Raw genomic sequence first — 26,017 nt, forward strand, 5'->3', positions numbered from 1 at the left:
TTAATTTTATTAACATAAAATACGGCGACTTATTGTATGTATTTTTAAAATGAACACGTAAACAAATCAGTATATAATAACCCTATTTAGTCATTGCTTTAAATTCGTTTATACAGGTATTTGTGAATGTTGGTGTTAGGTATTGAAAGCTCTTGTGATGAAACAGGTGTTGCTCTTTATGACAGTGAAAAAGGGCTATTAGCTGATGCACTTTTTAGCCAGATTGATCTACACCGTATTTATGGTGGTGTTGTGCCTGAGTTAGCGTCACGCGATCATATTAAGCGCCTCATTCCCTTATTAAACCAAGTGTTGACAGAGTCAGGTTGTACTAAACAAGCTATTGATGGTGTTGCGTATACTGCGGGCCCCGGCTTAGTGGGTGCCTTATTGGTTGGAGCTTCTTTTGCTAAATCTTTTGCGTTTGCTTTAGGGATTCCCACGGTAGGTGTTCACCACATGGAAGGGCATTTGTTAGCCCCCATGTTAGAGGAAAACCCACCAAAATTCCCTTTTGTGGCACTTTTAGTTTCAGGTGGTCATACACAGCTTGTGCGTGTGGATGGCATTGGTCGTTATGAGTTATTGGGTGAGTCGGTGGACGATGCTGCCGGTGAAGCCTTTGATAAAACCGCTAAACTTCTAGGGCTTAATTACCCCGGTGGGCCAGAAATTGCTAAACTTGCTATGCAAGGAGTAGCAAAGCGTTTTAGTTTCCCTCGCCCGATGACCGATCGTCCGGGATTAATGTTTAGTTTTAGTGGTTTAAAAACCGCCGCCTTAAATGCATGGCAACAATGCAAGGCCGAGTGTGATGAAACAGAGCAAACCAAAGCCGATATTGCGTTAGCTTTTCAACAAGCGGTGGTAGATACCCTCACCATTAAATGCCGCCGTGCTTTAGAGCAAACAGGGTTAAATCAATTGGTGATTGCAGGTGGGGTGAGTGCGAATAAAGCCTTACGTCAGTCGTTAGAGGCCATGGTAGCGCCATTAAAAGGCCATGTGTTTTATGCCAGACCACAGTTTTGTACCGACAATGGAGCGATGATTGCCTATGCTGGTTGCCAGCGTTTGTTAGCAGGTGAACACGGGGACTTAGCTGTGGAAGTCAAAGCCCGCTGGCCGATGGAGCAGTTACCCTCTATTTAGAAATAGACCCAATTTATCATGGTGAAAATCATTCAACGGATGGATTACCTGTAATTAGTGGCATTAGTAATATAAATTTACTGATCCAAGGAAAACGAGAATTAAGTATTCGTGTAGATACAACAACACAGGGTCTAAATAATCGTTAATTTGCCGCACAATTTTAGTTCTTACTGAATTCTTTTTTATGCTTGAACAAGTTAATACAAAGAGTTTGTTTAAGATAAAAAATAAATGGGTGTGTTATTTAACATAGAATAGATATAAAATATTAACCGATTAACTCCCTTTCTTAATACTGTTTATTTGTGCAAGATTACTGTGAGCCTTTTTGCTCTCTGAGCGGCGAGATGAGTAAGAAGCAAATGTAATGACCGATGCAATGGGGCGAAATATCATGAAAGCTATTTGCACAAAAAATATAAAATCTCCTTAAGTCTTTGAAATTAGAGAAGTAGAAATTTTTTAATGTTATGGAATTCTTAAAATAGTCTTAGCAATTTCATAATCAGTTGCTGTCTTGTTGGTTTTTCTAATTTCTCTGGCCGCAGCTTCAAACTTTACAGTTTTACCTTCACGACCGTCTGTGGCAATGAATGTCATTGCATCATCTTCCGCTGCTTTTAGAACACGTTTTTTATACTCTTCTGCTTTATTAGCCTTTTTCCTATTTTCTTCAGTTTTAGATTTGGTTTTATTAAGAGTATCTTCTGAAAAGGAAAAGGTCGTATAAAAAGGTACTATTGTGACAAAAGCCGTGGATAAACCAATATCTCCATCTGTGGCGTGGCTAGGGAAAGCAAGGATTGTAGCAAAGATTAGCGTAATAAAATATTTTTTATTTATTTTATAGTTAGGTAGTAAAAAAGCAAGGCGAGTATTATTTTTCATCATCGTCTTCATCGGGCAGGTAGCATTCTATTTTTTTGAGTTCGATCTTTTGTTTATCTTTTACTACATGAACAGTACATTTTTTTACGGAGTCATCTAGCTGAAAGTAAAGCTCAATCGGGGTATTTTTAGTATCAAGGGTATTAATTTTTTCAAATACTTGTTGTACTTCATCGTAGTTGACGATGAGTTCAATGTGGACCTTCTGTTTGGTCTTAGTCTGTTCAAGTATAAATTCAAATGCTTTGGGTAAGGGTCTAAGACTTATAGGCTCTTTATTTGTATTAGAAGTAAACCACTCTTCTGTATTGGCGTAAAAGCTACGGTAGTACTTAACTTTAAAGTTATCAGCGACACGAAGATACCAGTTATATTGTTTGGTTGCTTCTTGCCAAGGTTTATCTGTGTACGGTTGTGTGCGTTGCTCTGTGCTGAAAAAGTCAGGTTCGTTACTGTTGTAGTTTGCTCGCACGTATTCTTGTGTGGTTGCTATTCGTTTGGCTATAAATTGGTGACGTGGGATAACTTTTTCACCGTATTCTTTAGCTAATGCTCTTTTATAAAAGGTATCCCAATCAGGCTCATTGGTCATTTTTTTTGCATGAAAACTGCCTAGCCATAATTTTGTTCTCGCTGTATGTATCCAGATATTCACGAACCCATTCGGCGTAACATATGCTGTAAGAAGCAGATAGTAAGGGCTTTCACCAACGCTTCCTTTGAAGTTTTCAAATGGATTATCAATGGAATGAGCCATAATATCTGCCAATCGTTTTTGGTCAAATAAATAGCGACCCTCCCAAAATTGATTCTCCACAGCTGAAAACCAACGTAGATTGATGCCTGTTGGTAAGCAGTCAGAACGTGAAATAAGTTCGGTTAGCTTACTTTCTCCCCAGCGCTTATCCGTTCCACCTTCGGTAATATAGAACAACCTAAAAACAGTATTTTTATTATCAAATAAATAATTACCCGAAAGATCAAAGTTCATGGGAAACTTATAAGGATTACCCAGTGTTACTCGATAATTAGCTCTAGCATACTCTTTCGCTTGCAACGGGGTGAAAAATAAGGAAAGGAGAAGTACAAAAATAGTGAGAAGTTTATTGTTATTAATTATATTCATTTTACTAACTACGCTTGATGGTTTTGCCATTAGTGAGGTGATAATCTATAAATAAGCTGCATTAAGAGTTAGTTCAAACTCATGTATAATTTACTTTACTATACCATAGGCTAATTGATTCTGTATAAAAATTAATCGAAGAGCATTTGCTTATTGGAGATAGAGTTGTTGCCTTATTTTTATAAGTGTGTCTATGGCTGCCTGTTCATTCACATGGTTAGGGAGTAATGTGTGCTGAAAGGCTTTATTAATTTGTTCGCTTAACTGCTCACTGCGTTGCAGTAGTTCTTCGTAACTGAAAGAACCTTGTTTAATCGCTAACAATTCTTCACGGTTCTCACGCCAGACTTTGAGTTGGCCAGTTTGAGCTAAGTCGAGCGCCATGTACAGTAGCCTAAAGGTATGCATCATGTTTTTGCTGTCATACTGGCGACCATGTTCAGTGTTTTGTTGGTAGCGCACCTCGTTACGTTTATTTACCCATTGCCAGTATTCTTGATAGCTTTTGCAATAAGCGCTGTAACCTTCTTTATTAAAGGTTAGGTAGGCTTGTAATGGGGTGTTTTTAGAAATGCTACTGAGCGCGACATCTTTGGCACTTTCTTTTTTTATAACACCTTGATACCCTGCTTTCTCATCATAATAAACAGCATAGAGATCATGAGCATGAGGTATGTTCACAAGGCCAATGAATTGTTGTTGCCAACCCTTTTGAGCAAGCCATGTTTCAAGGGAGATACTTTTGCCGTTTTCAAGAATATAGCAAAAAGCTAAAACGCTTTTAAAGGCTTTATCGACAGGGTTAACAATTTTTTTATTAAGTCCTTGTGCTTTTTTAATCTGGCCTTGGGCATAGTGGCTAAATGTTTCAATACAGGCTTTGGATAAGAACCATTCAGGCTTAAATACTTTCATTAATGGGTGTTGATATAGTACCGTGTGTGGTGGCGCATTGAGTAGCTCTAAGATATTGGGATTTGAGGCGCATAAGAGTTCGACAAAACGCCCCAGCTCATAATAAACAATGTCATTCGTTTCATTATTGACTTGGGGAGTATAGTTTAGACTGTAGTAAAGCTCTCTCGGGAGATAGAATACGCCTTTTATATCAGTATCGGAAGTCTCGGTGGCAAGGTTAAAAGCACGGCTGCCCGAAACACATTCAAATAAAAGATAGGGCTTAATGTCTTCAAGGGTTAATTTCATCGAGTTTTTTCCTAAACCATGTATTCAGCATTTCAGTATCAGGCGTATCACGGATAGCTAAGGATTGGTCACTAGTCTGCCATAATCTTTCGATGAGCTGTTTCATGGGGGTGGGTGGCGTCCATAAAAAGTGTTCATCTTTACCAGCTTTAAACTCGACTAACTCAAGGATGCTTTTTTGTTCTTGAGATGATAAAGGAGCTAATAGCTGTTTTAACTGCATGGGGGGAATAGTGTATTGAGTGGCTGCCCACTGAGCTGCCAGTAAAGCTCGTAACAGGTAAAACCATTTTTTAAGTTTGATGGTTTCTCTTTGCATACTTTCGCTAGCGGTTTTAGCAATACCGCGATAATGGTATACCACGGCTCTAGGTTGATAGAAATGTTCAGCCAAGTTAAGCAGTTCTACTTGAATATTAGCTTGTGCTCGGTAGACAATAGGGGATTGTAGCCATTCCAGTAATACGCTATTGGATTTTCTAAGTAAACGCAGAGCTTTAGTGAGCTCCCAACCACCGACATCAAACCATTGATTTTCAATCCATTCAAAGGTTTCTTTGGGTGGGTCAATGGCGAGATAGTTTTGACGAGGATAAATAAAAATACCTCGTACATCGTAATCACTATCGGTTGAGGCAAACCCCCAAGCGCGACTACCACTTTCCGCTACATAGAGGAGGGTAAGCTGATGTTGTTGTTCAATATGGGGTAGTTTTTTTTGAATAGTATCAATCACAGTCTTTTTTTAGTAGTAGTTAATGGTGTATTCTAATTCTAATGGATGTTCAGATAGATTCATATAGTCTGTAATTGTAAAAAAGCGTAGTGAGTATTTTTATAGAGGGTATCTATGCGCAACACGTTAAAAATAAGCATTTTTTTGAGTTGTTTACTGGCTACATTACAGAGTTATGCTGAAATCGATGCTAAGCAAGTTGTATCCTTTAATAATATGATTTTATTAGATGGAGTTGATTTAAATAAAGGATTTATTTATCCCTCAGCAGGTGACAAACAAATTAAGGAAATTATTGCTTATCCTTCTTATTATCGCAATAAGGGGGATTTAGCAGATAATCCATTGGCAACATTTGCTGTAAAGTCTATTAATAATATTGTTCAAACTAACCAAAAATCAATAAAAACTGAAATTAAAAATGGGGTTTCTTTTCTTTTGGGAGATAACGCAGACTACTTTCCAAATATAGCCGATCGTTTACCGGATATGTTGCAAACAAGAGTTGATATTTTGGTGAAGCAAGAAAAAGTAGTCGATGAATCTAGTTTGAATAACGAGAGCAAGAAGGCTGATTTTGTAGATGTAAGTGAGTGCAGATTTGATAGACATGGTGCGGTTATTTTTTATAGATCTCGTTATTGGTACTCCTTTGATAAAAATAAAGAGGTGGTTGTTAAAACAATATCGCAATTACCGAATAAAAATTGGGTCAATAGAGAAAAAAGTGATACAAGGGACTATTGTTCTCTGTTTAAGGTTAATACTGATACTGGATTGATTGAGCAAGAAATAGAAATTGATTGTCTTTCAGGAGAAAAGCTTAAAGAGTTGAATACCTATAGCATCGAGCAAGATAAATTATATCGAAAAAAGAACAATGATCTAGGTAGCTCATCCGCAGAAATTAATGTTGAGACATTAGTTTTTGACGAGCAAAACCATTTATTTAAAATGTCTTATAGCTACCCTTATAAAGGAGGTACGATTGATTGTATCTTCTCAGAAATTAATGAACAGGGTGATTGGTTAAGAAAAAAATGTAGTAAACGATTATTTACAGTATCCTCGCCTGGGCTTGTAGCACCTACTTCTTTATATCGAAAAATAGAATATTATGATAATGAGTAGCCTTTTTCTTAGTAAAGGCTACCTGATATAGCGGTGTATGAGATACATTAAGGAATCATTTTTTCATGTCTTTACAGAGATTACGCAGTGTTTTCATTTGTTAGATGAGGGGCTGTCTGTATTGGTTCTTTTAGATATTTTATGATGCCTTCTGCTGCACGACGACCATCGGCTAAGGCGGTTACGACTAAATCAGCACCACGCACAACATCACCGCCTGCGAAAATCTTAGAGTTTGTTGTTTGACAATATTGGCCATTACCGCGGGGGGCAATGATAGTTCCTCGGCTATTAAGTTTTACTCCGTATTTAGCTAGCCAAGGCATAGGATGGGAGCTAAAACCGAATGCTTTGATGATAATATCAGCTTCAAGTAGGAACTCTGAATCAGGTATTTGTATAGGATGTCTTCGGCCAGATGCATCAGGAGCTCCCATTTCGGTACGCATCATTTTTATACCACAAGCGCTGCCATTGGGGGCGAGTTCAATTTTTAGTGGTTGGACATTAAAGAGAAATTCAACCCCCTCTTCACGGGCATTTTTCACTTCCTTTTTAGAACCGGGCATATTTTCTTCATCACGACGATAGGCGCAGATTACCTTGGATGCATGGTGACGTATGGAGGTTCTTACACAGTCCATTGCAGTATCACCACCGCCAAGTACCACAACTTGTTTATCTTTTACGTTGATATAAGGTTCTTCAGGGCGTTGAGGAAGTCCCATAATGTGTTTAGTATTTGCTGTTAGAAAGGGTAACGCATCGTATATCCCTTCTGCCTCTTCATTATCGAGATTAGCTCGCATGGAGGTATAGGTTCCTACTGCAATAAAGATGGCATCATAATCCTTCATCAAATGGTCAAAAGATAGATCATGGCCTACTTCAGTATTGAGATGAAACTCAATGCCTTGTTCAGTAAAAAGATGACGGCGATGCGTCATAATTGATTTGTCGAGTTTAAACGAGGGTATTCCAAAGGTTAGCATCCCACCGATTTCAGGGTGTCTATCAAATACAACAGCTTTAATACCGTTACGATTTAATACATCAGCACATCCTATCCCAGCAGGGCCCGCACCAATAATAGCGACTTTTTTTCCTGTGGGTTTAACGTAAGATAAATCAGGTTTCCATCCCATATCAAATGCTGTATCAGTAATAAAACGCTCGATATTGCCAATGGTTACGGAACCAAGGTTATGACGTTTTAGTGTACAAGAGCCTTCACATAACTTATCTTGTGGACAGACGCGACCACAAACTTCGGGTAAGCTACTGTATTGGTGTGAGAGTTCAACGGCCTCAAGTATTTTTCCTTCACGACCTAGTTTGATCCATTGTGGAATGCGGTTATGTAAAGGGCATGTCCATTCACAAAAAGAATGGTTACCACAAGTGACGCAGCGATTACCTTGTTCAGATGTTTGGCATTGAGAAAAACTATTGTAGATTTCTGAGAATGTATCCTTTCTAATTGCCATTTCTTTTTTAGTGGGGTCTTGGCGCGGAGTTTCTTTTAAGGCATTGATAACAGCCGTGGATTTTTGAATGGTTTTTTCTCTTTTCCCTATTGCTGTACACAGTTGTTTTTGGCGTTGGGTAGAAGCTATTTGAAGTGGGTTAAATAATTGAATAGCTTTTGTTGGGCAAGCATTGACACAAGCTTGTCCTGTGGGGTTATCTTGGCAAAGATCACATTTATAAGCACTTGCTCGCTGAGTAGTTTTTTTCTCTGATGTACTTGTGAGTGTGATGGCACCAAATGGGCAGGCAATAATGCAGTTTTTGCAGCCAATACATTTTTCTTGCAAGACTTGTACACTATTATTTTGGCATACTAATGCATGAGTGGGGCAAACGTCTACACAGGGCGCACTCTCACAATGACGGCAGGTGAGGGCGGTTTGAGCTTGTTCTGTTTGAATAACTCTGATTCGAGGCAAAAAGCCTTCTGTTGTCTCAGGTAGACACCCATTATTGTGAGACATTACACAGGCTACCTCACAAGCCCTACAACCTATGCAGCTTGCAAGGTCAGTCATTACAAACGAATTCATCTTTTCTCCTTAACCATGCTTAAGACATTGCTATGTCATCCTTGCATTATTTTTGAAGACAGCTTAAAAGAATATTGAGTTTTTTGTAGGGTAGCGTAAAGTTTGATTTATGAAAAGAATTTTTCAAATAAACTTCGACAGTAACTGACGGTTGACAATACTGGTGATAAATTTTGTGCATATTTGTGAATTAGTTGTTTTTATTTGGTTAAAAATGATGTTCATGACCTGTTATAAGATCGTGTAAATTACGACGATGTCGCCATAAGATAAGTAAGCAAAGAATTAAGACAGGGATGAGGATGGGCATAGCGACAATGGGGGTAAGTATCAATGTAACAAATAGTGCAAGCAATGCAGACAGTGAGCTGATTCGACTAACATAGAATGTAATACCCCACACAGTAATAGCACCTATTCCAATAATAGGGGAGGTCACAAGAAGCATACCAGCCGCCGTGGCTACACCTTTACCCCCTTTAAATTTAAAGTAAATAGGGTAAAGGTGACCAATAATTGCGCTTAGCCCGATCCATGCTTGTTGTGGTAATGTAAAATCCAATGCTTTGGCAATGATGACGGGTAATATTCCTTTTAAGAGATCGCCAATAAGCGTTAAAATAGCGAGGCGCGTACCTGCAATCCTGAGCATATTCGTTGCACCAGGATTTTTTGAACCTAATAGGCGGGGGTCTTTTTTACCCATTATTTTGCAAATAATGATCGCAAAAGAGACAGAGCCTAAAAAGTATGAAAAAATAAGCAGTAACCAAAACATAAAGGGTGATTCCTATTTCATTGGGTGATTGTAGCGAGATATTGTGATGCTGGATATAGTTTTTATAGAAAAAATTGAGGTAGCTACGGTAATTGGTGTATATGATTGGGAAAAAACGATTTCACAATGTTTAACGCTTGATTTACAAATGGCTTGGGATAACCGATTAGCCGCAGAAAATGATGATATTTCTAAAGCATTAGATTACGCCAAGGTAGCCGAAGCCGTTGAGCAGTTTGCGGCCAATAGCCGCTTTGAGTTGGTGGAAACTTTTGCTGAGCGCTTAGCGGCATTACTGATGCAGCAATTTGGTATTGTGTGGATTAAATTAAAAGTTACTAAACCTGGTGCTGTGGCTACAGCAAAAGGGGTAGGTGTGGAGATTGAACGCGGATGTCGCTAACACAAGTGTGGTTAGGTTTGGGGAGTAATACCGAACAGGTATTGCATATTAATAATGCGTTGCAAGCATTATCACCTATCTTAGAGAATATGCAATGTTCCCCTATTTTTGAGAGTGAGTCGGTAGGGATTAAAAGTAATAATTTTTATAATTTAGTGATCACAGGTGAAACTTCGTTGCCTATTTTAGAGTTAAGCGCGCGATTAAAAGAAATAGAAGTCGATAACGGGCGTTATGACAAAGCCAGTAAATCGCTACCATTGGATGTTGATTTATTGCTCTATGGCGATACTGTAGGGCAGTTTGATAATGTTACATTGCCTTATCCAGGAGTTTTAGCCAACGCTTATGTGCTATTGCCGCTTTCGCTATTATCTCCATTTAATAAACATCCTGTTTTGGGTGTTACTTATCATGAGCTCTGGCAGGGCTTACGTACAGAAATTAATCAAAAACTATGGCTGATTGATTCCCCTTGGTTATTTTCTGCTTAATAAGCTGCTTTTAATACTTTTATAATAAAACACCATCGATCGGCTCAATCGGTGGTGGTGTTTCTTCGTCCATGATTTCTCTAATATTGATTTCAATATTGCGGCTCATCGCATCAATGGGTAGGTCATTTTGTTGGGCATCAAAGGGATCAGAGATCTGATCGCCAAGTGCATCTAAACCAAAGAAAGTATAGGCTAAAAAGCATACAGCAAAGGGGGTTGTCCAACCGATACTGTCAACTAAGCAAAACGGTAGTACAAAGCAGTAAATATGGACGGTGCGATGGAGTAATAAAATATAGGGAAAGGGTAAAGGGGTATTTTTAATTTTTTCGCAACCACTAAGTACCCCTGAAAGATGGCTTAGTTCGGTGTCAATATTGGTTAAAAGTACTTGATGGGTCTGTGTTTTTTGAGATAGTTTATTAAAATCAACTCCTAGTTGACTTAGTAGCTTATTGGGGACATTGGAGACTTTTTCTAAACTTTTTTGCGCTTGTTTACTTAATAAGGGGTGTAAATCTTGTAACGATGGATTGTCTCGTAATCTATTACGTAATGCATAAGAGAATGCAATGATTTTATTAGCGATTTGTTGTTGCTCTTGTTTATTGATATCGGGAAAAAAACTGATAAGTTGACGCGTTAAATTACGGCTACTGACGAGAAGCTGCCCCCATAGTGATCTGGCCTCCCAATAGCGTTGATAAGCGACATTGTTTCTAAAGCTTAAGAAAATAGCAAGGGTGATTCCCCAAATGGTAAAGGGCGCGGCGGTGATTATAATTTTATAGTGGTACAGTGTGCCATGGCTTAGTACGACAACAGTACTTAGCAATACCGTGAACAGTACCCGACGCCAAACAATGGGAATAATCGATTTTTTGAATGTAAACAGTAAGGCAAATGTGGAAGGTGTTGAAGTACGGATAATCATAGTAATAGCAGGTGTAGCCAAAAAAGGTGGTGGCTATTCTAATACGATTTTAGAAAAAATGCTTCAAAATGATGCACATTTATTTAGTGAGGCGATTGATATGAAATGCCATCGTGGTTAAGGCCGAAGGCATTTTTGGAACATGGGATGTTGTACGAAATCTTCAATAGCAATAGGTTCTAGGTAGTAATAACCTTGTTGATAGGTGACGCCTTTTTCTTTTAGATAAAGTGCCTGCTCTTCAGTTTCTACCCCTTCAGCGCATGATTCGATATTGCAAGCTTGAGTAATTTCGATAATAGAATCGAGAATATTTTTAGACAGTGCGTCAGAACCAATATGGCCCACAAAGCTTCTATCAATTTTTAGGTAGTCTATGGCGAAGTTGTTAAGATAAGAAAGGTTTGAGTTACCCACACCAAAATCATCTAATGCTATTTTTGCATTAAGCTCATGCAGTTCTTTGAAAAGTTTAGTGGTCATGTCTGTTACTTCAATGAGTTGGCGCTCTGTAATTTCTATAACCAAAATAATTGTTTTATTTTTGGCCTGCACTAAAAACTTTTTACAGTCTTCTACTAATTGCAAACTTTTACAGTGCTCACGAGAAATATTAAAACCAACGTGTAGTTGATCGGGTAATCTATCAGCATAATCTGCTAAAGTCGTTGCCACTTGTTTGAATAGGGTTTGGGTGAGTTGAATGATCAGCCCTGTTTCTTCTGCAACTTGGATAAAGGTGTCAGGGTTGATGAGTCCAAATTTGGGATGATGCCAACGGGCAAGGATTTCTAGCCCAGAAAGTTGGCCTGAGTGGCTATAAATAAGTGGTTGTGCATAAGCTTTGATATGGCCATTTTTAATGGCTGATTGCAGTTCATAGTAAGCATTAGCAACATTGCGTATAAACCAATGGGTTAGAACGTAAGCAATAATAGATGCAAATAACACAATCAGTAGAGGAATAGGGTGGTATTTAACCATTGAGAAAAAATCAAGGCGAACCGTATAACCTGTTTTAACGTAGAAGTTATAGTTACGAAATGAGCGCTCGGTGATGGACTGATAGAGCTTAATGGGGGTATCGGTTATACCATGTTCAGTGATCACGTGGTTTTTGAGCTTGAGCATAATAACTTGGAAGGGTGTTCTGGGTACTAAAATATCTTTTAAGACTTGGTAATGGCCAACATCAATTAATAAGTTCATATTTTTATCATGAGCGATTTGCTTAAAATAAAGTTGGTTATTCCAAAGAATTAGGTAACTGTTAAATGATCTAGGTTCAATCGCTACGTTATCACTCGTTATGGGAGGGATATCTGAAGGTTTTAGATGTTCATTGGTTGAGCAAAAGGGTTTATTATCTTTTAAAAGTGTGATGGCTCTGATATTAGGAAGGCGTGTTACTATTTCTTGTAGCCCGGGTTTAGCTACTTCACAATCAATTGTTATAAAAGCATTCATAGCAATAGATAGTGAACGCAATGAAGTATAAAGGTTATCTATTTTACCCAGTGTAATATGATTGGTGTTAACCGTGAGTGTTTGTTGCTGGTTGTAGGTGTAAAAATAAGCAAACATATAGCCTACAACACCAATAATGACTGACATAAAGAGAGGATAAAATTTGCGTAAAACAGCAAAGTGCTTGCTTCTAAAACGAGTCATTAAATTTTGTTTATTTCCTCTTATCTTTAATAATTAAAGATAATTTATGCAGTGCTTATCGGGTAGATAAGCACTCAAGTCGTTACTATTGTATTTGTGCAGGTGTTGCTTCAGCAGGTGCAGACCAAATACGGTATCCTACTTTAATGTCTTTGGGCGCAAAGATAACAATAGGTAGTTTACTGTTATAGCGGGTAAATGTTTGGGTAGTCATAGGAACAAACGCTTTATGTTTTTTCTCATTTGGGCACGCCATCATGGTGGATGCAGGTTGTCCTACTTGTCCGACTACATAATAGGTATAACCCCAGCCTTGTAGATCTTTTTCTTCGACATTGCCACCTAGCATATAGCGGTTACAACCATCAACTTCTAACTCTTTACTAAATACTAATTCAACTTTATAGTTATCTTCATTTTCTTTAGGTTCTAAAAAAATAGCATAGCGACTTTGGTCAGTAGAAGCCTCAGGGTAAGGTGCTACATCTTTTAGTTGTTTAGCGGGCATGGTTTTTTGCTCACCTTCTACTTGTGCTGCTTGCTTTTGTACAGCTTGTTTCGGCGTTTGAGCAGGTTGTTTGTCATTAGCTAAAGCACATAAGCTTGTGACACCTAAAAGGGTTGAAAGACAAAAAACAGAAACTTTATTCATAACAATACCTGTAGTGATTTTTAATATTAAACAATAACTGCCAATATCTTAAGCAGTATAACGCAAGTCAACATTATAGGTTAAATGAACTTTGGTCTATAGTAAAATGTAATATATTATTTGCTAGCGATAAATACAGCACGTTTAGGTGCTGGTAAACCTTCTATTGTAAGGCTATGATCATTAGGGTTTAAAAAATCAGGTAGTGATTTAAATGTCATCCAATCGGTTGCACGTTGTTCTTGTATACTAGTTTGGTTGACATCAACACAACGGATGTTAGAAAAACCTGTGCGTTTTAGCCATCGCGTTAATGCTTCAATTGAAGGTAAGAACCATACATTACGCATTTGTGCATAGCGATCATCAGGTACTAAGACTTGTTGTGCATCGCCATCAATAACAAGGGTTTCTAATATCAACTGACCACCTTTAACTAAAGTGTCTTTGAGTTCTAGTAAGTGGTCAATCGGTGAGCGACGGTGATAAAAAACGCCCATTGAAAAGGTGACATCAAAACTTTCGGATTGAGTGGGGAAGTCATCAAGCGTGAAAGGTAGTATCCATAACGGGTAGTCAGGTAGATATTTTTTGATGGCATGAAATTGACATAAAAATAGGAGGTTAGGGTCAATACCTAGCACATAACGTGCGCCAGCACCAAGCATCCGCCATTGATAGTAACCATTGCCACAGCCGACATCAAGAATGCGTTTATCCGTTAAATCAATATGGGGTGATACTCGTTGCCATTTCCAGTCGGAATGCCACTCAGTATCAATATGGATGCCAAACAGATTAAATGGCCCTTTGCGCCAAGGCATAAGTTTACGTAGCGTTTGCTCTAGCTGTTGGTGTTGCTCACTGGTAACTTGGCCATTAATCGTAAAGTCTTGGGTGAGATCAATGTGTGTTGCTACAAGTTCAGGTAGCTCATTAAGTACTGCTTGCCAACGTGGAAAATCACCGTGCTCTTGAGTGAGTTTTTCTTCTACACGGTTAGGCAGTGTTTGTGCCCACTCTTTTAATGGTGTTTTGTTCAGATGGTTAATGAGTTCAATTAAATTAATCATGGTAGTGCGATCATAGAAGCAAAATTAAGGCATTGGAACCAGAGAGTAACTTTTGAGAAGCCTGCTTTTAATAAACGTTCTTGGTGAATAGCAAATGTATCTATTTTCATTACATTTTCAATGGCGGTGCGTTTTTGAGCAATTTCTAACTCGCTATAGCCATTGGCACGTTTGAAAGCAAGGTGTAATTCGTTGAGTGTTTGTTGCTCTTTTTCGTCGTCAAAACGCAATTTTTCAGATAATAATAAAACCCCTTGCGGGTCTAAATGCTGATGAATAGCCGTTAAAACAGCAAGCCGTTGCTCTGGGCTAATGAATTGTAACGTAAAATTCATAGTGACAACGGATGCACGTTGCCAAGGCATAGTGATAATATCGGCCTCGACCACTTGTGTTGGCGTTAACTCTTGGTACATGGCATCTTGTGCGGTTAAATATTCTTGGCAACGTTTGACCATGGGCGCTGAGTTATCAACTGCTAGTATTTGGCAATTAGGCTGTTTGATATGGCGACGTAGAGCCTGAGTCACTGCACCTAAAGAACAACCTAAATCATACACTAAACTGTTCGGTTGGGCGTATTGGGCGGCGATCACGCCAATGTTTTCGACAATTGTTGGGTAACCGGGAACAGAGCGTTTAATCATGTCGGGAAAGACATTGACTACGTCTTCATTAAACACAAAGTCAGGCACTTTCTCTAAGGGTTTGGCAAAGATATTATCAGATTCTTTCATGGTTATCGCATAGTCATTGAATCGGTTATTTTAACATTAGCTAATAAGATAGCCTAGTAAGAATCGTGCGCTTTATGTTGTAATTGCCTGTCTATCGTCTGTGTAGCCATTGTAAAACGCTCAGCTTGAATACTTGTCAACAAGGTGTAAGGAAGTTGGTTCTCAAGCAGTTGCTGACAAAATAATTGATGCATGGTTGTGCGATCAACATTTTGCCCGCGGATTCCATCAGCTTGCCAAGGGACATCAGTATCTGTTAAAAGGTAAAGGTCATAAGGGCGCTTTGCCAGTACTTTGGCTTCTTCAAGGACAGCATGATTATAATAAAGACTGTAGGCGATGGAACTTAGTGGGATCGTATCGCAAATAACGAGCGGTAATCCTCTTTTTCGGGCTACCCGCACCGCTTCTTCTTCGTGAGCAATCTGCCCCCGTATAATGGGCATAACATCAGAGATATCTAGCAAGGGTTTATTTTCGGCATAATCACGAGAATATTCGGGTACCCACAAGGTAGCGTAATGATCGGCTAAATATTGAGCTAGGGTAGTTTTTCCCGTACATTCTGAACCATAGATAGCAATGCGCAACATAATAAAGTCAACAGTCAAGAGTAAAAGTTAGTGAGATTGCATACTGGTTCGCCATTTATAGAGGCCATAAACAGCCAATACTGTGTAAACCACATAAAGCAGTGCGGTCATAGGGAGATGATTACTACCATAAGTATAAACCGCCAGTGCATTAATAACCACCCAGCCGTACCAGGCTTCAAGCTTCTTACGCGCCACTAAAATTTGTGCCACTAAACTAAAGCCTGCAATGCTGGCATCTTCAATGGGAAATGCATGGCCTTCAATTGACACCGAAAGGCAATAAATCAGCACAGTTAATGCTATACCAATAAAAAACGCAATCAAACGTTGTTTTGTATTGAGCTGGGTAACTAAAAGCTCTGGTTCATTTGCTTGTCGTTTCCAAGTCAGCCAGCCGTAGACCATTAACCCCGTAAATAAACAAGAGAGTAGTGTGCTGCCATATAAACCATTGTAAAAGAAAATGATTATATACAAGGCTGAGCCAATAAACCCAAATAGCCAAGTGCCTATCAGCTGACGTGAGCTTAAAATGACATAGCCTAAGCTGGCTATAATGGCGATATATTCAATAGTATCAAGAAAAGAAAGAGAGAATGGCATGGTGACTAATGTACAAAAATAAAAACAATATGCTAGCAGAAAATGATTCAAATAATAGATTATTAGAGAGTAAGATAGTCTAATAGAATAATTAAACTGAGAACAAACCATGAATAAATTTCCTATGTTTCATGTTGATGCCTTTACTGATACGCTTTATAAAGGTAATCCCGCTGCTGTTGTATTGTTAGAAGATGAGTGGTTGCCTGAGTGGCAAATGCAAAAGATCGCCTTTGAAAATAATTTATCAGAGACGGCGTTTGTCAAATCATTAGATGATGAAAGACATTTTGGTATTCGTTGGTTTACACCTACTGTAGAGGTACCTTTGTGCGGTCATGCAACGCTGGCGAGTGCTTTTGTGCTATTTAGTATTCATAAAGATTTAAATCAGATTATCTTTGATACCATGCAAGTAGGGCAATTGATTGTGGTAAGAGGGGATGATGGCTGTTTTGTGATGGATTTTCCTAATCGTATGCCTAAAGAAACGATTGACACTATTCCTGAAGCCTTATTAAAAGGCCTAAATTTTGCCCCGCAAAAAGTGTTACGTAATGAGCAAGCCTATTTTGTAATTTATGACGATGAGCAAAAAGTGAGGGAATCTGATCCTGACCTTAAGCAGTTAATCAAGTTGATCCCTTACTGTGTGATAGTTACTGCGCCAAGTAATTATGCTGATTATGATTTTGTATCACGTTTCTTTGCACCTGACCATGGTATAGCAGAAGACCCTGTAACGGGTTCGGCTCATGCAGGGCTTGCACCGTATTGGGCAGAGGTGTTGGGTAAAAGTAAGTTATCGGCCTATCAAGTTTCTGCACGTGGCGGTAAATTATTTTGTGAAGTAAAAACAGAGCGCGTATTTATTGCGGGAAATGCGGTATTGTTTTCAGGCGGTTTTGTTTATGCGTAATGGGTGTGTTGATTTATTGGTGTGATAAGTTTATCATTTAAAGAGTTGTTGAAATATTGAATGATTAAAATGAAAATACAAGATGCTGCAAAATACTTTGAATGTCTTTCTTCACCTATTCGGTTAGATGTTTTCATGCTATTAATCAGGTATGGTTCTGAAGGATTGGTTGCGGGGGATATTGCAACAGCGCTAGCATTGCCTGCCTCTAATTTGTCATTTCATCTAAAAGTATTAAATCATTGCCAGTTAGTGGCGGTTGAGCAAGAGGGGCGTTTTTTACGTTATCGTGCAAATCTTGAGTTGATGCAGCAGTTAGCCAGCTTTTTAACAGAGCAATGTTGTATCGAACAAGCTGGCCAAACGTGCTGTGCTAAAACCAAGTAATAAATGAGAGGTCATCGTGTGAATGATCTTTATTTTCGGTTAATATTTCAATAGTTGTTGTAGTAATGAATTATTAGTAAGTATGTGTTAAATATATCGTTGCTCTTAAATTTTTCGTAGAGGCTTGGGATGAAAAAACTCTCTTTTTTAGACCGTTATTTAACCTTATGGATTTTTTTAGCCATGGGGTTGGGGATTGTTTTAGGCACGGTTTTTGTTAATTTACCTGAGGCTATTAATCGTTTTACAGTAGGTTCTACTAATCTGCCGATTGCTATTGGGTTGATTGTGATGCTTTATCCCCCCTTGGCCAAAGTGCGTTATGAGGCATTACCCGAAGTATTTAATGATAAGAAAATCTTAAGCCTATCACTTATTCAAAATTGGGTGATTGGTCCTGCGTTTATGTTTTTATTAGCCGTGATCTTTTTAAGAGATTACCCCGAGTATATGGCTGGGGTAATTTTAATTGGTTTGGCGCGCTGCATTGCGATGGTATTGGTGTGGAACCATTTGGCAGAAGGGGATAATGACTATGTTGCTGCTTTAGTAGCGTTCAATTCGCTGTTTCAGATTTTGTTTTTTAGTGTGTTTGCATGGTTTTATTTAAGTTATTTGCCTGAGTTGTTTGGCTTGCCTGTGCAGGTGCTGGATATTGGTTTTATGGTAGTAGCTAAGGCGGTATTTATTTACTTAGGACTCCCGTTTTTAGCGGGGTTTTTAACCCGTTTTATATTGCGTCGTCTAAAGGGTGATGGTTGGTACGAGACTGTGTTTTTACCTAAAATTAGCCCGCTGACTTTGGTGGCGTTATTATTTACCATTGTGGCTATGTTCAGTTTAAAAGGCGGAGAGCTGATAAAGTTACCTGTGGATGCTTTACTTATTGCAACCCCCTTGGTGATTTATTTTGTGGTGATGTTTTTTGTAAGTTTTTTGATGGGTAAATTAGCGCATGAGTCTTACCCTAAAACGACGGCGATGGCCTTTACAGCGGCCAGTAATAATTTTGAGTTGGCAATTGCAGTAGCTATTGTGGCATTTGGCTTGGCCTCACCACAGGCATTTGCTGCGGTGATTGGTCCCTTGGTTGAAGTACCCGTGTTAATTTTGTTGGTAAGCGTGGCTTTGTGGTTTAAAAAACGCTGTTTTTAGAACCAGTTAGCCAGACAGTATTATTTTTTAAAACGTTGTCTGGCTTTTGAGTTTATTGGTTTAGTTTGGCTTCTACTTGTTTTAATCGTTCTATTGTACCGACGTCTGTCCAGTCACCTTGAAAAAGCTCACCCGTTACTTGCTGTTGTTGCATGGCTTCTCTTAGTAGTGGAGCGAGTTTGAAAGCTTTTTCGGTGCAGTTGTCAAAGAGTTTAGGGTGAAGAATGGCAATGCCTGAGTAGGTATATTTTTGGCTGGCTTCATTCACAATTAAATGTTCATCAGTTAAACCAAAATCTCCGTTAGCGACATGTTCTGGGTTATTGACCATCACGAGGTGGGCAAGGTTATCGATGGGGTGTTTGAGGTCAGCAAAAGGGTAATTGCAAAACACATCACCATTGACGATTAAGAACGGCTCATCACCCAATAAAGGCAATGCTTTTTTTATCCCACCACCTGTTTCAAGAGGTTCTCCTTCAGCAGAGTAGCGAATATGAACACCAAATTGTTCGCCTGTACCTAGGTAGTCTTCTATTTGTTGACCGAGCCACGCATGGTTGATGACTAGCTCTCTAAACCCTGCATGCGCCAGTGCTTTAATATGGTAAACAATTAATGGGACTCCATTGACAGGAATAAGAGGTTTGGGTGTGGTGAGCGTCAGTGGGCGCATGCGCTCGCCTTTACCAGCTGCTAGTATCATTGCTTTCATGATTTGTTCTCGGGTAGGTCTAGTTCTTCTAAAAGTTGTTTGAGCTCTTGTAGTTCTTCAGGGCGTCGGCTGATGACTTCGTTAATATAGGCAAAGAAGCGAGGTGTGTCTTTAACGTATTTAGGCTTGCCATCACGGTGCAGTATACGTGCAAAGATGCCGATAACTTTTAAGTGACGCTGTACGCCCATTAAGTCACTGGCGAGTTGAAAGGCTTCAAAACTTTCTTGGACAGGGATACTTTCTTGTTTGGCCGTTTGCCAGTATTGTTTTAGCCATTGTTCGACCTTTTCTTGCGGCCAACTGATAAAGGCATCTTTAAAGAGGCAGGTAATATCGTAGGTGACAGGGCCATAAACGGCGTCTTGAAAATCGAGTACACCGGGATTAGGCTCACTTTGCATTAAGTTACGTGGCATGTAATCACGATGCACCAATACGTTGGGCTGTTGTAAAGCAGAATTAATGAGTTTTTTACAATTTTTTTCCCACAGTAATTGCTGAGTTTCTGTTAAGACAATGTTACAATGCTTGTTAAGGTACCATTCAGGAAAAAGTGATAGTTCTCTTTGTAGCAGTGCTTCATTATATGTAGGTAGTTCAACACTTAAATTAGTGTGTTGTAGCTTAATTAGGCTATTTATAGCCTTAGCAAATAATGAGTCGGCATTTTGTGTATTGAGTATTTCTAACCATGTGTGTGTGCCGAGATCAGTTAGCAATAAAAAACCTTGCTCGAGATCTGATGCTAAAATATGTGGAACATTTAATCCTTGTTCGGCCAAAAGGTTTGCAATCTTTACGAAAGGTCGACAGTTTTGACTTTCTTGTGGCGGTGGTGCATCCATCACGATCAGTGATTGGTTATTGAGTTTAAGCCTAAAGTATCGGCGAAAACTTGCATCACTACTAGCGGGTGTTAATTCAATATTTACATCGCCCAATGTGCCATTGAAGAAAGGTAAATCAAGGGTTTGAGCGGTTAGCCACGTGTGTAGTTGGGCTAGGCGTAAATCGTTATTCATGGGATTGCTTCTCCAAAAATACTAGCAGTTAATGCAATGATGCTTTATTATCCACTATCTTTGCTCGATCATCGAGTATATATTTGCCTGATTTTAGGCGACAGGAATTTTGGATTATTTTAAGATGGCAGTTAAAACTACCGTTTTTTACAAAAAAGTACCCCTACTAGTAACAGGCAGTTTTTTATTAGTACAGCCTTTTACTTTGCTTATGGCCGCTGATGCTGATCAGTTTGCTTGTCGTGCATCCGCATCAGGAGGGTGGGACTGTTCTGCGACCGAGCGTCCAGCTAGTTTGCCACCTCGACCAACAACGTCAGTGGATCCTACGCCCGCCGTTGCAAAAGCAAAATCTAAGGACACTAAACCAAAAACACAGTTAGCTTCTGAAAATCATGGGCGTGTATTAACCTCACGTAGTGAAGATTATAGCCATCTGGATTGGGTGCCAAGAGATAAGTTAACCCCAGCTCAGCTTGCAGAAGTGGGCCCGTATTGCAGTGGTGATTATATTGAACCCCCCCGAGTAGGGATGGACGATAAAACCCCTGTGGGTGAAGCACCAACTTATATTTCAGCCAATACGTCTCGTTATGACCAAGAAAAACAAGTGGGGACATTGGCAGGTGATGTTGTTTTACAGCAAGGTTCTCTCCAAGTACAAGCAGACCAAGCACATTTGTATCGTTTAGAAAATGTGGGTGACTTGCAAGGTAATGTCAAGCTACGTGATGTCGGCGCCTTAATGGTGGGTGACAGTGCGGAAGTGCAACTTGGTCAAGGTGAAGCACAAGTTGATAATGCTGAGTTTGTGGTACATCAAACAGGGTATCGCGGTAATGCACGTTATGTGAAACGCAGTGCAGATGGGTTAATTCGTTTGAAAGATGGTACGTTTACCCGTTGTGAACCTAACGATAATATGTGGACGATTCACGGTAATAATGTGGTGTTAAACCGTGAAACAGGTCGCGGTACTGCAACTAACGCTACGTTAAGGGTTAAAGATTTCCCAGTATTTTATTCTCCTTATCTTTCATTTCCTATTGATAAGCGTCGCCAGTCAGGTTTCTTGATGCCAAGCTTTAGCTCAAGCAGTGATAATGGCTTTACGTTAGTTACTCCTTATTATTTCAATCTCGCCCCTAATTATGATTTTACGCTTTATCCTCAATTAATGACTAAACGTGGTTTATTGATGGAAGGGCAGTTCCGCTATTTAACAGAAAATAGTAACGGTTCTCTTGCTGCCGCGTATTTAAATGATAATGGCGATATCAGCGATGATCGTAAAGTGTATGGAGATACAACACGTAATCGTTGGATGTATAGTTGGCAAAACACAACAGGGATGAATTCCCGTTGGTTAGCTGAGGTGGATTATACACGTATTAGTGATCCTTTCTATTTCCAAGATTTAGATGTGAATAGTAATGGTGTTGATACACAGGCGTATGTTAATCAGATGGGTAAATTAACTTACCGTGGTGATAGCTTCACGGCAGCTGTTAATTTACACGGTTATCAAATGGCGTCTGTGACTAATGCGACACCTTACGATCGTTTACCACAACTGACTCTGACTGGTAAGTTACCTTTTACCCCTGGCGGTTTACAGTTTGGTTATGACACAGAGTTTGTCCATTTTGATCGTGACTTAAATAATAAGCTATATGACAACTCTAAGTTTGTGAGTGACCCTAGCTTACAATACATTACGTTTAGCCCTGATTTATTAGTACCTGGTTTGTTGCGTGCTAATGGTAACCGCACATATGTGGCACCTGAAATTAGCTTGCCTATGCGTGCTTCATGGGGATATATCAATCCATCAATCCAGTATATGTATACTTATTATGATCTAGATTTAGATCATAGAGGTAAATCACAAATGGCAGCAAATGGTGAGCGCTTTAGAAGCAGTGTTGACCGTGGTGTAGCTGCATATAAAGTAGATTCAGGCTTGTATTTTGATCGTAAAACCAATTGGTTTAGTAAGGGTGCGACTCAAACATTGGAACCACGCTTAATGTATCTTTATGTACCTTATAAGAATCAGGATGATATTCCTATTTTTGATACATCCGAAGACCCTTTCAGCTATGATAATTTATTTAGAACTAACCGCTTTGCCGGTCGTGATCGGATAGGTGATACCAATCAAGTATCCTTAGGATTAACTAGTCGAATTATTGAGCCAAGCGGTTTTGAGCGTCAGCGCGTCAGTGTTGGTCAGGCTTATTACTTCCAGGATCGTAAAGTGCAAATGCCGGGTATTAATTGGCGTGATAGAGATTTATCAACCAATGATTCATCGCCTATTGCATTACAATATTTATACCGCTTAAATTATGATTGGCGTGTATCAGCTGACTTGAATTGGAGCCCCGAAGGGTCTAAAACAGAGTCAGGAAGTGTGATGTTGCACTATCAACCAGAAAGTAACTTGAATAAGATCTTTAATATTGGCTTCCGTTATCGTGATGACAGTATCGTGTATAACCAATGGACAGGTAAATGGCAACAGTCAGGTGATTTGACCCGTTATTCTTATACAGGCGGTAAGCTTGTGACGGACACCGTAAAAGATTATTATAAAACAAAGCAGTTAGACACGTCTTTTATGTGGCCAATTATCCCTCGTTGGAGTTTAATTGGACGCTGGCAGTATGACTATAATCGTAACCGTACCTTAGATTCATTTGGTGGTTTTGAGTACGATAGTTGTTGCTGGCAGTTCCGTATTGTCGGTCGTTACTGGCAAAAATATGATGAAGGTATTTACAGTCGTACCAACAGTCAGTCTGATCGAGGCATTTTCTTCCAAGTCGTTTTCAAAGGGTTGGGTAATGTCTATGGTAGTGGTGTAAGTAGTTTCTTAGATAAAGGCATTGAAGGTTATAAAAAACGTGAAGATCAAAATCTCTAAATTTTGGGGCGTGGCACTTATGGCGGTTACACTTTATAGTGGTGTAACCTATGCCCAAGTAAAAAATCTTGATCGCGTTGTAGCCATCGTTGATGAAGATGTGATTATGCAAAGCCAATTAGATAATCGCGTAAAAGAAGTTACTGCAACGGTTAGTAAACGTGGTGGAGAGCTTCCCCCTCACGATGTATTAGTTAAGCAAGTGCTTGATCGTTTGATTTTGGAGGATTTACAAGTCCAATTGGCGCGTCGTTATGGTATCCCTGCTGATGATGATGAAGTGAGTGCTGCAGTTATTGAAATTGCTAAAAATAATGGTTTAACGATTCCTCAATTCCAGATGGCATTGCGTAAAGAAGGTTTAACCATGAATGAACTGCGTACTCAAATACGCCGTGATATGTTGATCAGTCGGGTTAGACAACGAGCACTTAGTGAGAAAATTCATATCACTGATCAAGAGGTGCAAAACTTTTTGAACTCAGAAATGGGTAAGCTTCAATTATCTGAAGAGTATTATCTAGCCAGTATTTTGGTGCCAGTTCGTCAAGGAAGCTCATATGTTGACGTAAAAAAGGCAGAAGATAAAGTATTGGCTATTTATAAGCAACTTCAAAATGGTGCAGATTTTCATCGTTTAGCTATGTCTGCCTCTGGTGGTGATAGAGCGATTGATGGTGGTGATATCGGCTGGCGTAAAGCGGCTCAATTGCCGCCCCCTTTTGACCAAATGATTAACGGGATGAAAGTAGGTGATTTTACTCAACCTGTGAGCACTCCCGGTGGTTTGATTATTTTAAAGGTGATGGATAAACGAGGCGGCAGTAAAGTTTTACAAGATGAAATTAGTGTCCGCCATATTTTATTAAAACCAACCCCTTTACGTAGTGAAGCAGAAACGCAAAAAGCGATTGAGCGTCTTTCTCAGCGTCTTAGTAATGGTGAAGATTTTGCTCAATTGGCTAAGAAGTTTTCAGATGATCCTGGTTCTGCACAACGTGGTGGTAGTTTAAACTGGATTGAGCCTAATGCCTTAGTTCCTGAGTTCCGCCAAGTGATGGAATCAACACCGGTGGGTGAGATTTCTAAACCTTTCCAAAGCCGTTATGGTTGGCATATTCTACAGGTAGAAGGGCGTCGTTCAACGGATAATACGGCTGAGTATCGTAAACAACAAGCGATGAATGCGCTTTATGAGCGTAAATACGAACAAGAGTTACCTATTTGGTTACAACAGTTACGTGATGATGCTTACGTTGAAATAAAACTGTAGTTATCTTTTATGAAAAGCCGCGTGTAAGCTTATCTTACACGCGGTTTTTTTATACCTTAGGTTTTTATATTATGCGGTAGTTGTTTCTTCTGAGAGTATTTGTTTAACGTACTCATTGAGTTTGAAGGGTAAATCCACTTTATTACTGAGTTCTGTTTTGGTGGTTGTTTTAAACCATTCCAGTAAATAATGCTCAGGTGTAGGCAGTTGTTTAGCGGTAGCGTCAAAGTAGTCAACATAAGCAATTTCAAGGGAAGGGAGTTGTTTTTCAATAAACTGTGTGAGCTGTGTGATGTGCATAGGGGTGAGTGAGTCTACCCCTAATACTCGGCTATTAAGTATCATTGCTTTTATCATGACGGTGGCTTTGTTTTTTAAAGCATTGTACTCAGGGGTTTGTAGGTAACTTGGGTCGTCGTGTGACTCTTGAATAATCACTAAACCAAAAATTAATAAAAAAGCAGACAAATATTTTTCAATGTAGCGATGATCTAAAATTTCTTCGTTTTGTTGTAGAGCAAAGCGATTAGATTGGTTAAGTAAGGCCATAAAGGTTTCTGTTTTTTCTTTTATTTTGGTCAGTAGTTTATTGTGTTTTTTTGGGCGACACAGGGCTTGTAATAATTTTAACTCGATGTCATTCGTAACGCGCTCAGTCAAGTTTCTATAAATATAGGGTTTATCGGCTAGATTGATATGGCTTTTTCCCTCAAACCATGTCTGTATAGCAATCGTCGGGTCATTGGCATTTTTGTTAACAAGTTGCCAATAAAGCTTAATGAGTTGTTTTATTTGCTGATAGTTATTGTTGATAAACTCAGGAATACGTTCTGTTTTCGTACCCCGAGCAACGTATATTTTTTTTAGGGTGGGTTTGGTTTGTTCAAGTAAGGTCGTGAATTGTTTACTGTCAGTGTACGCTATGTGGCCTTTGGATTGACGAATCCCCACAATACAAAGGAAAAGGTACAAAGAAGCAATATTTAAACGGGTATTGATCTGTTGGGTATTATTATTTTGCTTTGCCAGTAGTGGCTCTTCTAGGTTCTTTTGTAAGGTCGCTTGTTGTAGCGGATCAATAAAAAGGTTCGCACGTTCGACGACTTCTTCTTTGATGCTTTTTTGGGTATGTCGCTGCGTTAGATTAAGCCAAATAAAATAACTGATCACTAGGCTAACAATGAAAATAGGTAAATTATAGGTGTCAAACCCAAAAAATAGTATCGCTTGTGGTAATAAGTTGATAACGGCTAGTATTAAAAAAAGGTCTTTACTATAATGATGTGGCGGCATAATGTTATTTTCCATAATGAAATGGGGATTTCCTAAGATTTTGTCTATCTTTATAGTCGCTTGTCATCATAG

The 26,017-nt window shown here is 39.1% G+C and carries 25 protein-coding genes; 9 read left to right on the forward strand and 16 right to left on the reverse strand.

Annotated elements, in window-relative coordinates; all coding sequences use genetic code 11:
* The first annotated feature begins 126 nt into the window (after positions 1-126).
* Positions 127-1,152, forward strand: a complete 1,026-nt coding sequence (gene tsaD / locus DM558_RS01610) for a tRNA (adenosine(37)-N6)-threonylcarbamoyltransferase complex transferase subunit TsaD (protein WP_127161754.1) — start codon at positions 127-129, stop codon at positions 1,150-1,152.
* Between the two features lie 471 nt (positions 1,153-1,623).
* Here tsaD and DM558_RS01615 read toward each other — a convergent pair whose 3' ends face one another.
* From DM558_RS01615 to DM558_RS01630, 4 genes are all read right to left on the reverse strand, one after another.
* Complete coding sequence (locus tag DM558_RS01615; protein ID WP_164731218.1) at positions 1,624-2,046, reverse strand: DUF2388 domain-containing protein; 423 nt, start codon at positions 2,044-2,046, stop codon at positions 1,624-1,626.
* Complete coding sequence (locus DM558_RS01620) at positions 2,033-3,169, reverse strand: DUF2931 family protein (RefSeq protein WP_164731219.1); 1,137 nt, start codon at positions 3,167-3,169, stop codon at positions 2,033-2,035. The genes DM558_RS01615 and DM558_RS01620 overlap by 14 nt, the downstream gene beginning before the upstream one ends.
* Before the next feature lie 150 nt (positions 3,170-3,319).
* Positions 3,320-4,375 carry a DNA polymerase beta superfamily protein gene (locus DM558_RS01625; RefSeq protein ID WP_127161757.1) on the reverse strand — a complete coding sequence of 352 codons (1,056 nt, stop codon included), beginning with the start codon at positions 4,373-4,375 and terminating at the stop codon, positions 3,320-3,322.
* On the reverse strand, positions 4,359-5,111 hold the full coding sequence (locus DM558_RS01630; protein WP_127161758.1) for a nucleotidyltransferase domain-containing protein: 753 nt from the start codon (positions 5,109-5,111) through the stop codon (positions 4,359-4,361). Before DM558_RS01630 ends, DM558_RS01625 begins: the two co-directional genes overlap by 17 nt.
* Positions 5,112-5,225: 114 nt before the next feature.
* Here DM558_RS01630 and DM558_RS01635 point away from each other — a divergent pair, with 114 nt between their 5' ends.
* Positions 5,226-6,242, forward strand: a complete 1,017-nt coding sequence (locus DM558_RS01635) for a hypothetical protein (RefSeq protein WP_127161759.1) — start codon at positions 5,226-5,228, stop codon at positions 6,240-6,242.
* 80 nt (positions 6,243-6,322) lie between these two features.
* Here DM558_RS01635 and aegA read toward each other — a convergent pair whose 3' ends face one another.
* Positions 6,323-8,305 carry a formate-dependent uric acid utilization protein AegA gene (gene aegA, locus DM558_RS01640; RefSeq protein ID WP_127161760.1) on the reverse strand — a complete coding sequence of 661 codons (1,983 nt, stop codon included), beginning with the start codon at positions 8,303-8,305 and terminating at the stop codon, positions 6,323-6,325.
* A 208-nt stretch (positions 8,306-8,513) separates the two neighbouring features.
* On the reverse strand, positions 8,514-9,083 hold the full coding sequence (plsY, locus tag DM558_RS01645) for a glycerol-3-phosphate 1-O-acyltransferase PlsY (RefSeq protein ID WP_127161761.1): 570 nt from the start codon (positions 9,081-9,083) through the stop codon (positions 8,514-8,516).
* 49 nt (positions 9,084-9,132) lie between these two features.
* Between plsY and folB the strand changes: the two genes are divergently transcribed.
* The gene (gene folB, locus DM558_RS01650; RefSeq protein ID WP_127164780.1) at positions 9,133-9,486 is read left to right on the forward strand and encodes a dihydroneopterin aldolase; all 354 of its coding nucleotides are present in this window, start codon (positions 9,133-9,135) and stop codon (positions 9,484-9,486) included.
* On the forward strand, positions 9,477-9,980 hold the full coding sequence (gene folK / locus DM558_RS01655) for a 2-amino-4-hydroxy-6-hydroxymethyldihydropteridine diphosphokinase (protein WP_127161762.1): 504 nt from the start codon (positions 9,477-9,479) through the stop codon (positions 9,978-9,980). The genes folB and folK overlap by 10 nt, the downstream gene beginning before the upstream one ends.
* A 19-nt stretch (positions 9,981-9,999) precedes the next feature.
* Here the strand turns inward: folK and DM558_RS01660 are convergent, their stop codons facing one another.
* The 7 genes from DM558_RS01660 to pnuC all read right to left on the reverse strand — a co-directional run bounded on the left by DM558_RS01660 (position 10,000) and on the right by pnuC (position 16,249).
* Complete coding sequence (locus DM558_RS01660; RefSeq protein ID WP_127161763.1) at positions 10,000-10,917, reverse strand: bestrophin family protein; 918 nt, start codon at positions 10,915-10,917, stop codon at positions 10,000-10,002.
* Between the two features lie 117 nt (positions 10,918-11,034).
* Positions 11,035-12,588 carry an EAL domain-containing protein gene (locus tag DM558_RS01665; protein WP_127161764.1) on the reverse strand — a complete coding sequence of 518 codons (1,554 nt, stop codon included), beginning with the start codon at positions 12,586-12,588 and terminating at the stop codon, positions 11,035-11,037.
* Positions 12,589-12,673: 85 nt separating this feature from the next.
* Positions 12,674-13,240, reverse strand: coding sequence for a serine protease inhibitor ecotin (eco, locus tag DM558_RS01670; RefSeq protein ID WP_127161765.1), 567 nt, complete (start codon positions 13,238-13,240; stop codon positions 12,674-12,676).
* Positions 13,241-13,356: 116 nt separating this feature from the next.
* Entirely contained in the window at positions 13,357-14,313 is a 957-nt protein-coding gene (gene cmoB / locus DM558_RS01675; RefSeq protein WP_127161766.1) for a tRNA 5-methoxyuridine(34)/uridine 5-oxyacetic acid(34) synthase CmoB, read from the reverse strand.
* The gene (gene cmoA, locus DM558_RS01680) at positions 14,310-15,050 is read right to left on the reverse strand and encodes a carboxy-S-adenosyl-L-methionine synthase CmoA (RefSeq protein ID WP_127161767.1); all 741 of its coding nucleotides are present in this window, start codon (positions 15,048-15,050) and stop codon (positions 14,310-14,312) included. The genes cmoB and cmoA overlap by 4 nt, the downstream gene beginning before the upstream one ends.
* A gap of 53 nt (positions 15,051-15,103) precedes the next feature.
* Entirely contained in the window at positions 15,104-15,643 is a 540-nt protein-coding gene (locus DM558_RS01685) for an AAA family ATPase (protein ID WP_127161768.1), read from the reverse strand.
* Positions 15,644-15,670: 27 nt separating this feature from the next.
* A complete protein-coding gene (gene pnuC / locus DM558_RS01690) occupies positions 15,671-16,249 on the reverse strand; it encodes a nicotinamide riboside transporter PnuC (protein WP_164731220.1) in 579 nt (192 codons plus the stop codon).
* Positions 16,250-16,373: 124 nt separating this feature from the next.
* Between pnuC and DM558_RS01695 the strand changes: the two genes are divergently transcribed.
* From DM558_RS01695 to arsB, 3 genes are all read left to right on the forward strand, one after another.
* Entirely contained in the window at positions 16,374-17,168 is a 795-nt protein-coding gene (locus tag DM558_RS01695) for a PhzF family phenazine biosynthesis protein (protein ID WP_127164781.1), read from the forward strand.
* Between the two features lie 60 nt (positions 17,169-17,228).
* A complete protein-coding gene (locus tag DM558_RS01700) occupies positions 17,229-17,555 on the forward strand; it encodes an ArsR/SmtB family transcription factor (protein WP_228411788.1) in 327 nt (108 codons plus the stop codon).
* Positions 17,556-17,684: 129 nt separating this feature from the next.
* A complete protein-coding gene (gene arsB / locus DM558_RS01705; RefSeq protein ID WP_127161771.1) occupies positions 17,685-18,710 on the forward strand; it encodes an ACR3 family arsenite efflux transporter in 1,026 nt (341 codons plus the stop codon).
* A gap of 52 nt (positions 18,711-18,762) precedes the next feature.
* Here arsB and murU read toward each other — a convergent pair whose 3' ends face one another.
* Positions 18,763-19,425, reverse strand: a complete 663-nt coding sequence (murU, locus tag DM558_RS01710; RefSeq protein WP_127161772.1) for an N-acetylmuramate alpha-1-phosphate uridylyltransferase MurU — start codon at positions 19,423-19,425, stop codon at positions 18,763-18,765.
* Positions 19,422-20,450, reverse strand: coding sequence for an aminoglycoside phosphotransferase family protein (locus tag DM558_RS01715; RefSeq protein ID WP_127161773.1), 1,029 nt, complete (start codon positions 20,448-20,450; stop codon positions 19,422-19,424). Before DM558_RS01715 ends, murU begins: the two co-directional genes overlap by 4 nt.
* Before the next feature lie 124 nt (positions 20,451-20,574).
* Here DM558_RS01715 and DM558_RS01720 point away from each other — a divergent pair, with 124 nt between their 5' ends.
* Both DM558_RS01720 and DM558_RS01725 read left to right on the forward strand, forming a co-directional pair.
* Entirely contained in the window at positions 20,575-23,379 is a 2,805-nt protein-coding gene (locus DM558_RS01720; RefSeq protein ID WP_127161774.1) for an LPS-assembly protein LptD, read from the forward strand.
* Complete coding sequence (locus DM558_RS01725; protein WP_228411789.1) at positions 23,360-24,652, forward strand: peptidylprolyl isomerase; 1,293 nt, start codon at positions 23,360-23,362, stop codon at positions 24,650-24,652. The genes DM558_RS01720 and DM558_RS01725 overlap by 20 nt, the downstream gene beginning before the upstream one ends.
* Positions 24,653-24,721: 69 nt before the next feature.
* On the opposite strand, the gene DM558_RS01730 is transcribed toward DM558_RS01725, so the two are convergent.
* Positions 24,722-25,960, reverse strand: coding sequence for a hypothetical protein (locus DM558_RS01730; protein WP_127161775.1), 1,239 nt, complete (start codon positions 25,958-25,960; stop codon positions 24,722-24,724).
* Between the last annotated feature and the right edge of the window lie 57 nt (positions 25,961-26,017).

This window comes from Entomomonas moraniae (assembly GCF_003991975.1).
Lineage (GTDB): Bacteria > Pseudomonadota > Gammaproteobacteria > Pseudomonadales > Pseudomonadaceae > Entomomonas > Entomomonas moraniae.

What these genes read in the sequence shown, in the direction of transcription:
- tsaD (WP_127161754.1), top strand. Translation starts at nt 127, where the DNA reads ATGTTGGTGTTAGGTATTGAAAGCTCTTGTGATGAAACAGGTGTTGCT.
- DM558_RS01615 (WP_164731218.1), bottom strand. Translation starts at nt 2,046, where the DNA reads ATGATGAAAAATAATACTCGCCTTGCTTTTTTACTACCTAACTATAAA.
- DM558_RS01620 (WP_164731219.1), bottom strand. Translation starts at nt 3,169, where the DNA reads ATGAATATAATTAATAACAATAAACTTCTCACTATTTTTGTACTTCTC.
- DM558_RS01625 (WP_127161757.1), bottom strand. Translation starts at nt 4,375, where the DNA reads ATGAAATTAACCCTTGAAGACATTAAGCCCTATCTTTTATTTGAATGT.
- DM558_RS01635 (WP_127161759.1), top strand. Translation starts at nt 5,226, where the DNA reads ATGCGCAACACGTTAAAAATAAGCATTTTTTTGAGTTGTTTACTGGCT.
- aegA (WP_127161760.1), bottom strand. Translation starts at nt 8,305, where the DNA reads ATGAATTCGTTTGTAATGACTGACCTTGCAAGCTGCATAGGTTGTAGG.
- plsY (WP_127161761.1), bottom strand. Translation starts at nt 9,083, where the DNA reads ATGTTTTGGTTACTGCTTATTTTTTCATACTTTTTAGGCTCTGTCTCT.
- folK (WP_127161762.1), top strand. Translation starts at nt 9,477, where the DNA reads ATGTCGCTAACACAAGTGTGGTTAGGTTTGGGGAGTAATACCGAACAG.
- DM558_RS01660 (WP_127161763.1), bottom strand. Translation starts at nt 10,917, where the DNA reads ATGATTATCCGTACTTCAACACCTTCCACATTTGCCTTACTGTTTACA.
- DM558_RS01665 (WP_127161764.1), bottom strand. Translation starts at nt 12,588, where the DNA reads ATGACTCGTTTTAGAAGCAAGCACTTTGCTGTTTTACGCAAATTTTAT.
- eco (WP_127161765.1), bottom strand. Translation starts at nt 13,240, where the DNA reads ATGAATAAAGTTTCTGTTTTTTGTCTTTCAACCCTTTTAGGTGTCACA.
- cmoB (WP_127161766.1), bottom strand. Translation starts at nt 14,313, where the DNA reads ATGATTAATTTAATTGAACTCATTAACCATCTGAACAAAACACCATTA.
- cmoA (WP_127161767.1), bottom strand. Translation starts at nt 15,050, where the DNA reads ATGAAAGAATCTGATAATATCTTTGCCAAACCCTTAGAGAAAGTGCCT.
- DM558_RS01685 (WP_127161768.1), bottom strand. Translation starts at nt 15,643, where the DNA reads ATGTTGCGCATTGCTATCTATGGTTCAGAATGTACGGGAAAAACTACC.
- pnuC (WP_164731220.1), bottom strand. Translation starts at nt 16,249, where the DNA reads ATGCCATTCTCTCTTTCTTTTCTTGATACTATTGAATATATCGCCATT.
- DM558_RS01695 (WP_127164781.1), top strand. Translation starts at nt 16,374, where the DNA reads ATGTTTCATGTTGATGCCTTTACTGATACGCTTTATAAAGGTAATCCC.
- DM558_RS01700 (WP_228411788.1), top strand. Translation starts at nt 17,229, where the DNA reads ATGATTAAAATGAAAATACAAGATGCTGCAAAATACTTTGAATGTCTT.
- arsB (WP_127161771.1), top strand. Translation starts at nt 17,685, where the DNA reads ATGAAAAAACTCTCTTTTTTAGACCGTTATTTAACCTTATGGATTTTT.
- murU (WP_127161772.1), bottom strand. Translation starts at nt 19,425, where the DNA reads ATGAAAGCAATGATACTAGCAGCTGGTAAAGGCGAGCGCATGCGCCCA.
- DM558_RS01715 (WP_127161773.1), bottom strand. Translation starts at nt 20,450, where the DNA reads ATGAATAACGATTTACGCCTAGCCCAACTACACACGTGGCTAACCGCT.
- DM558_RS01720 (WP_127161774.1), top strand. Translation starts at nt 20,575, where the DNA reads ATGGCAGTTAAAACTACCGTTTTTTACAAAAAAGTACCCCTACTAGTA.
- DM558_RS01730 (WP_127161775.1), bottom strand. Translation starts at nt 25,960, where the DNA reads ATGGAAAATAACATTATGCCGCCACATCATTATAGTAAAGACCTTTTT.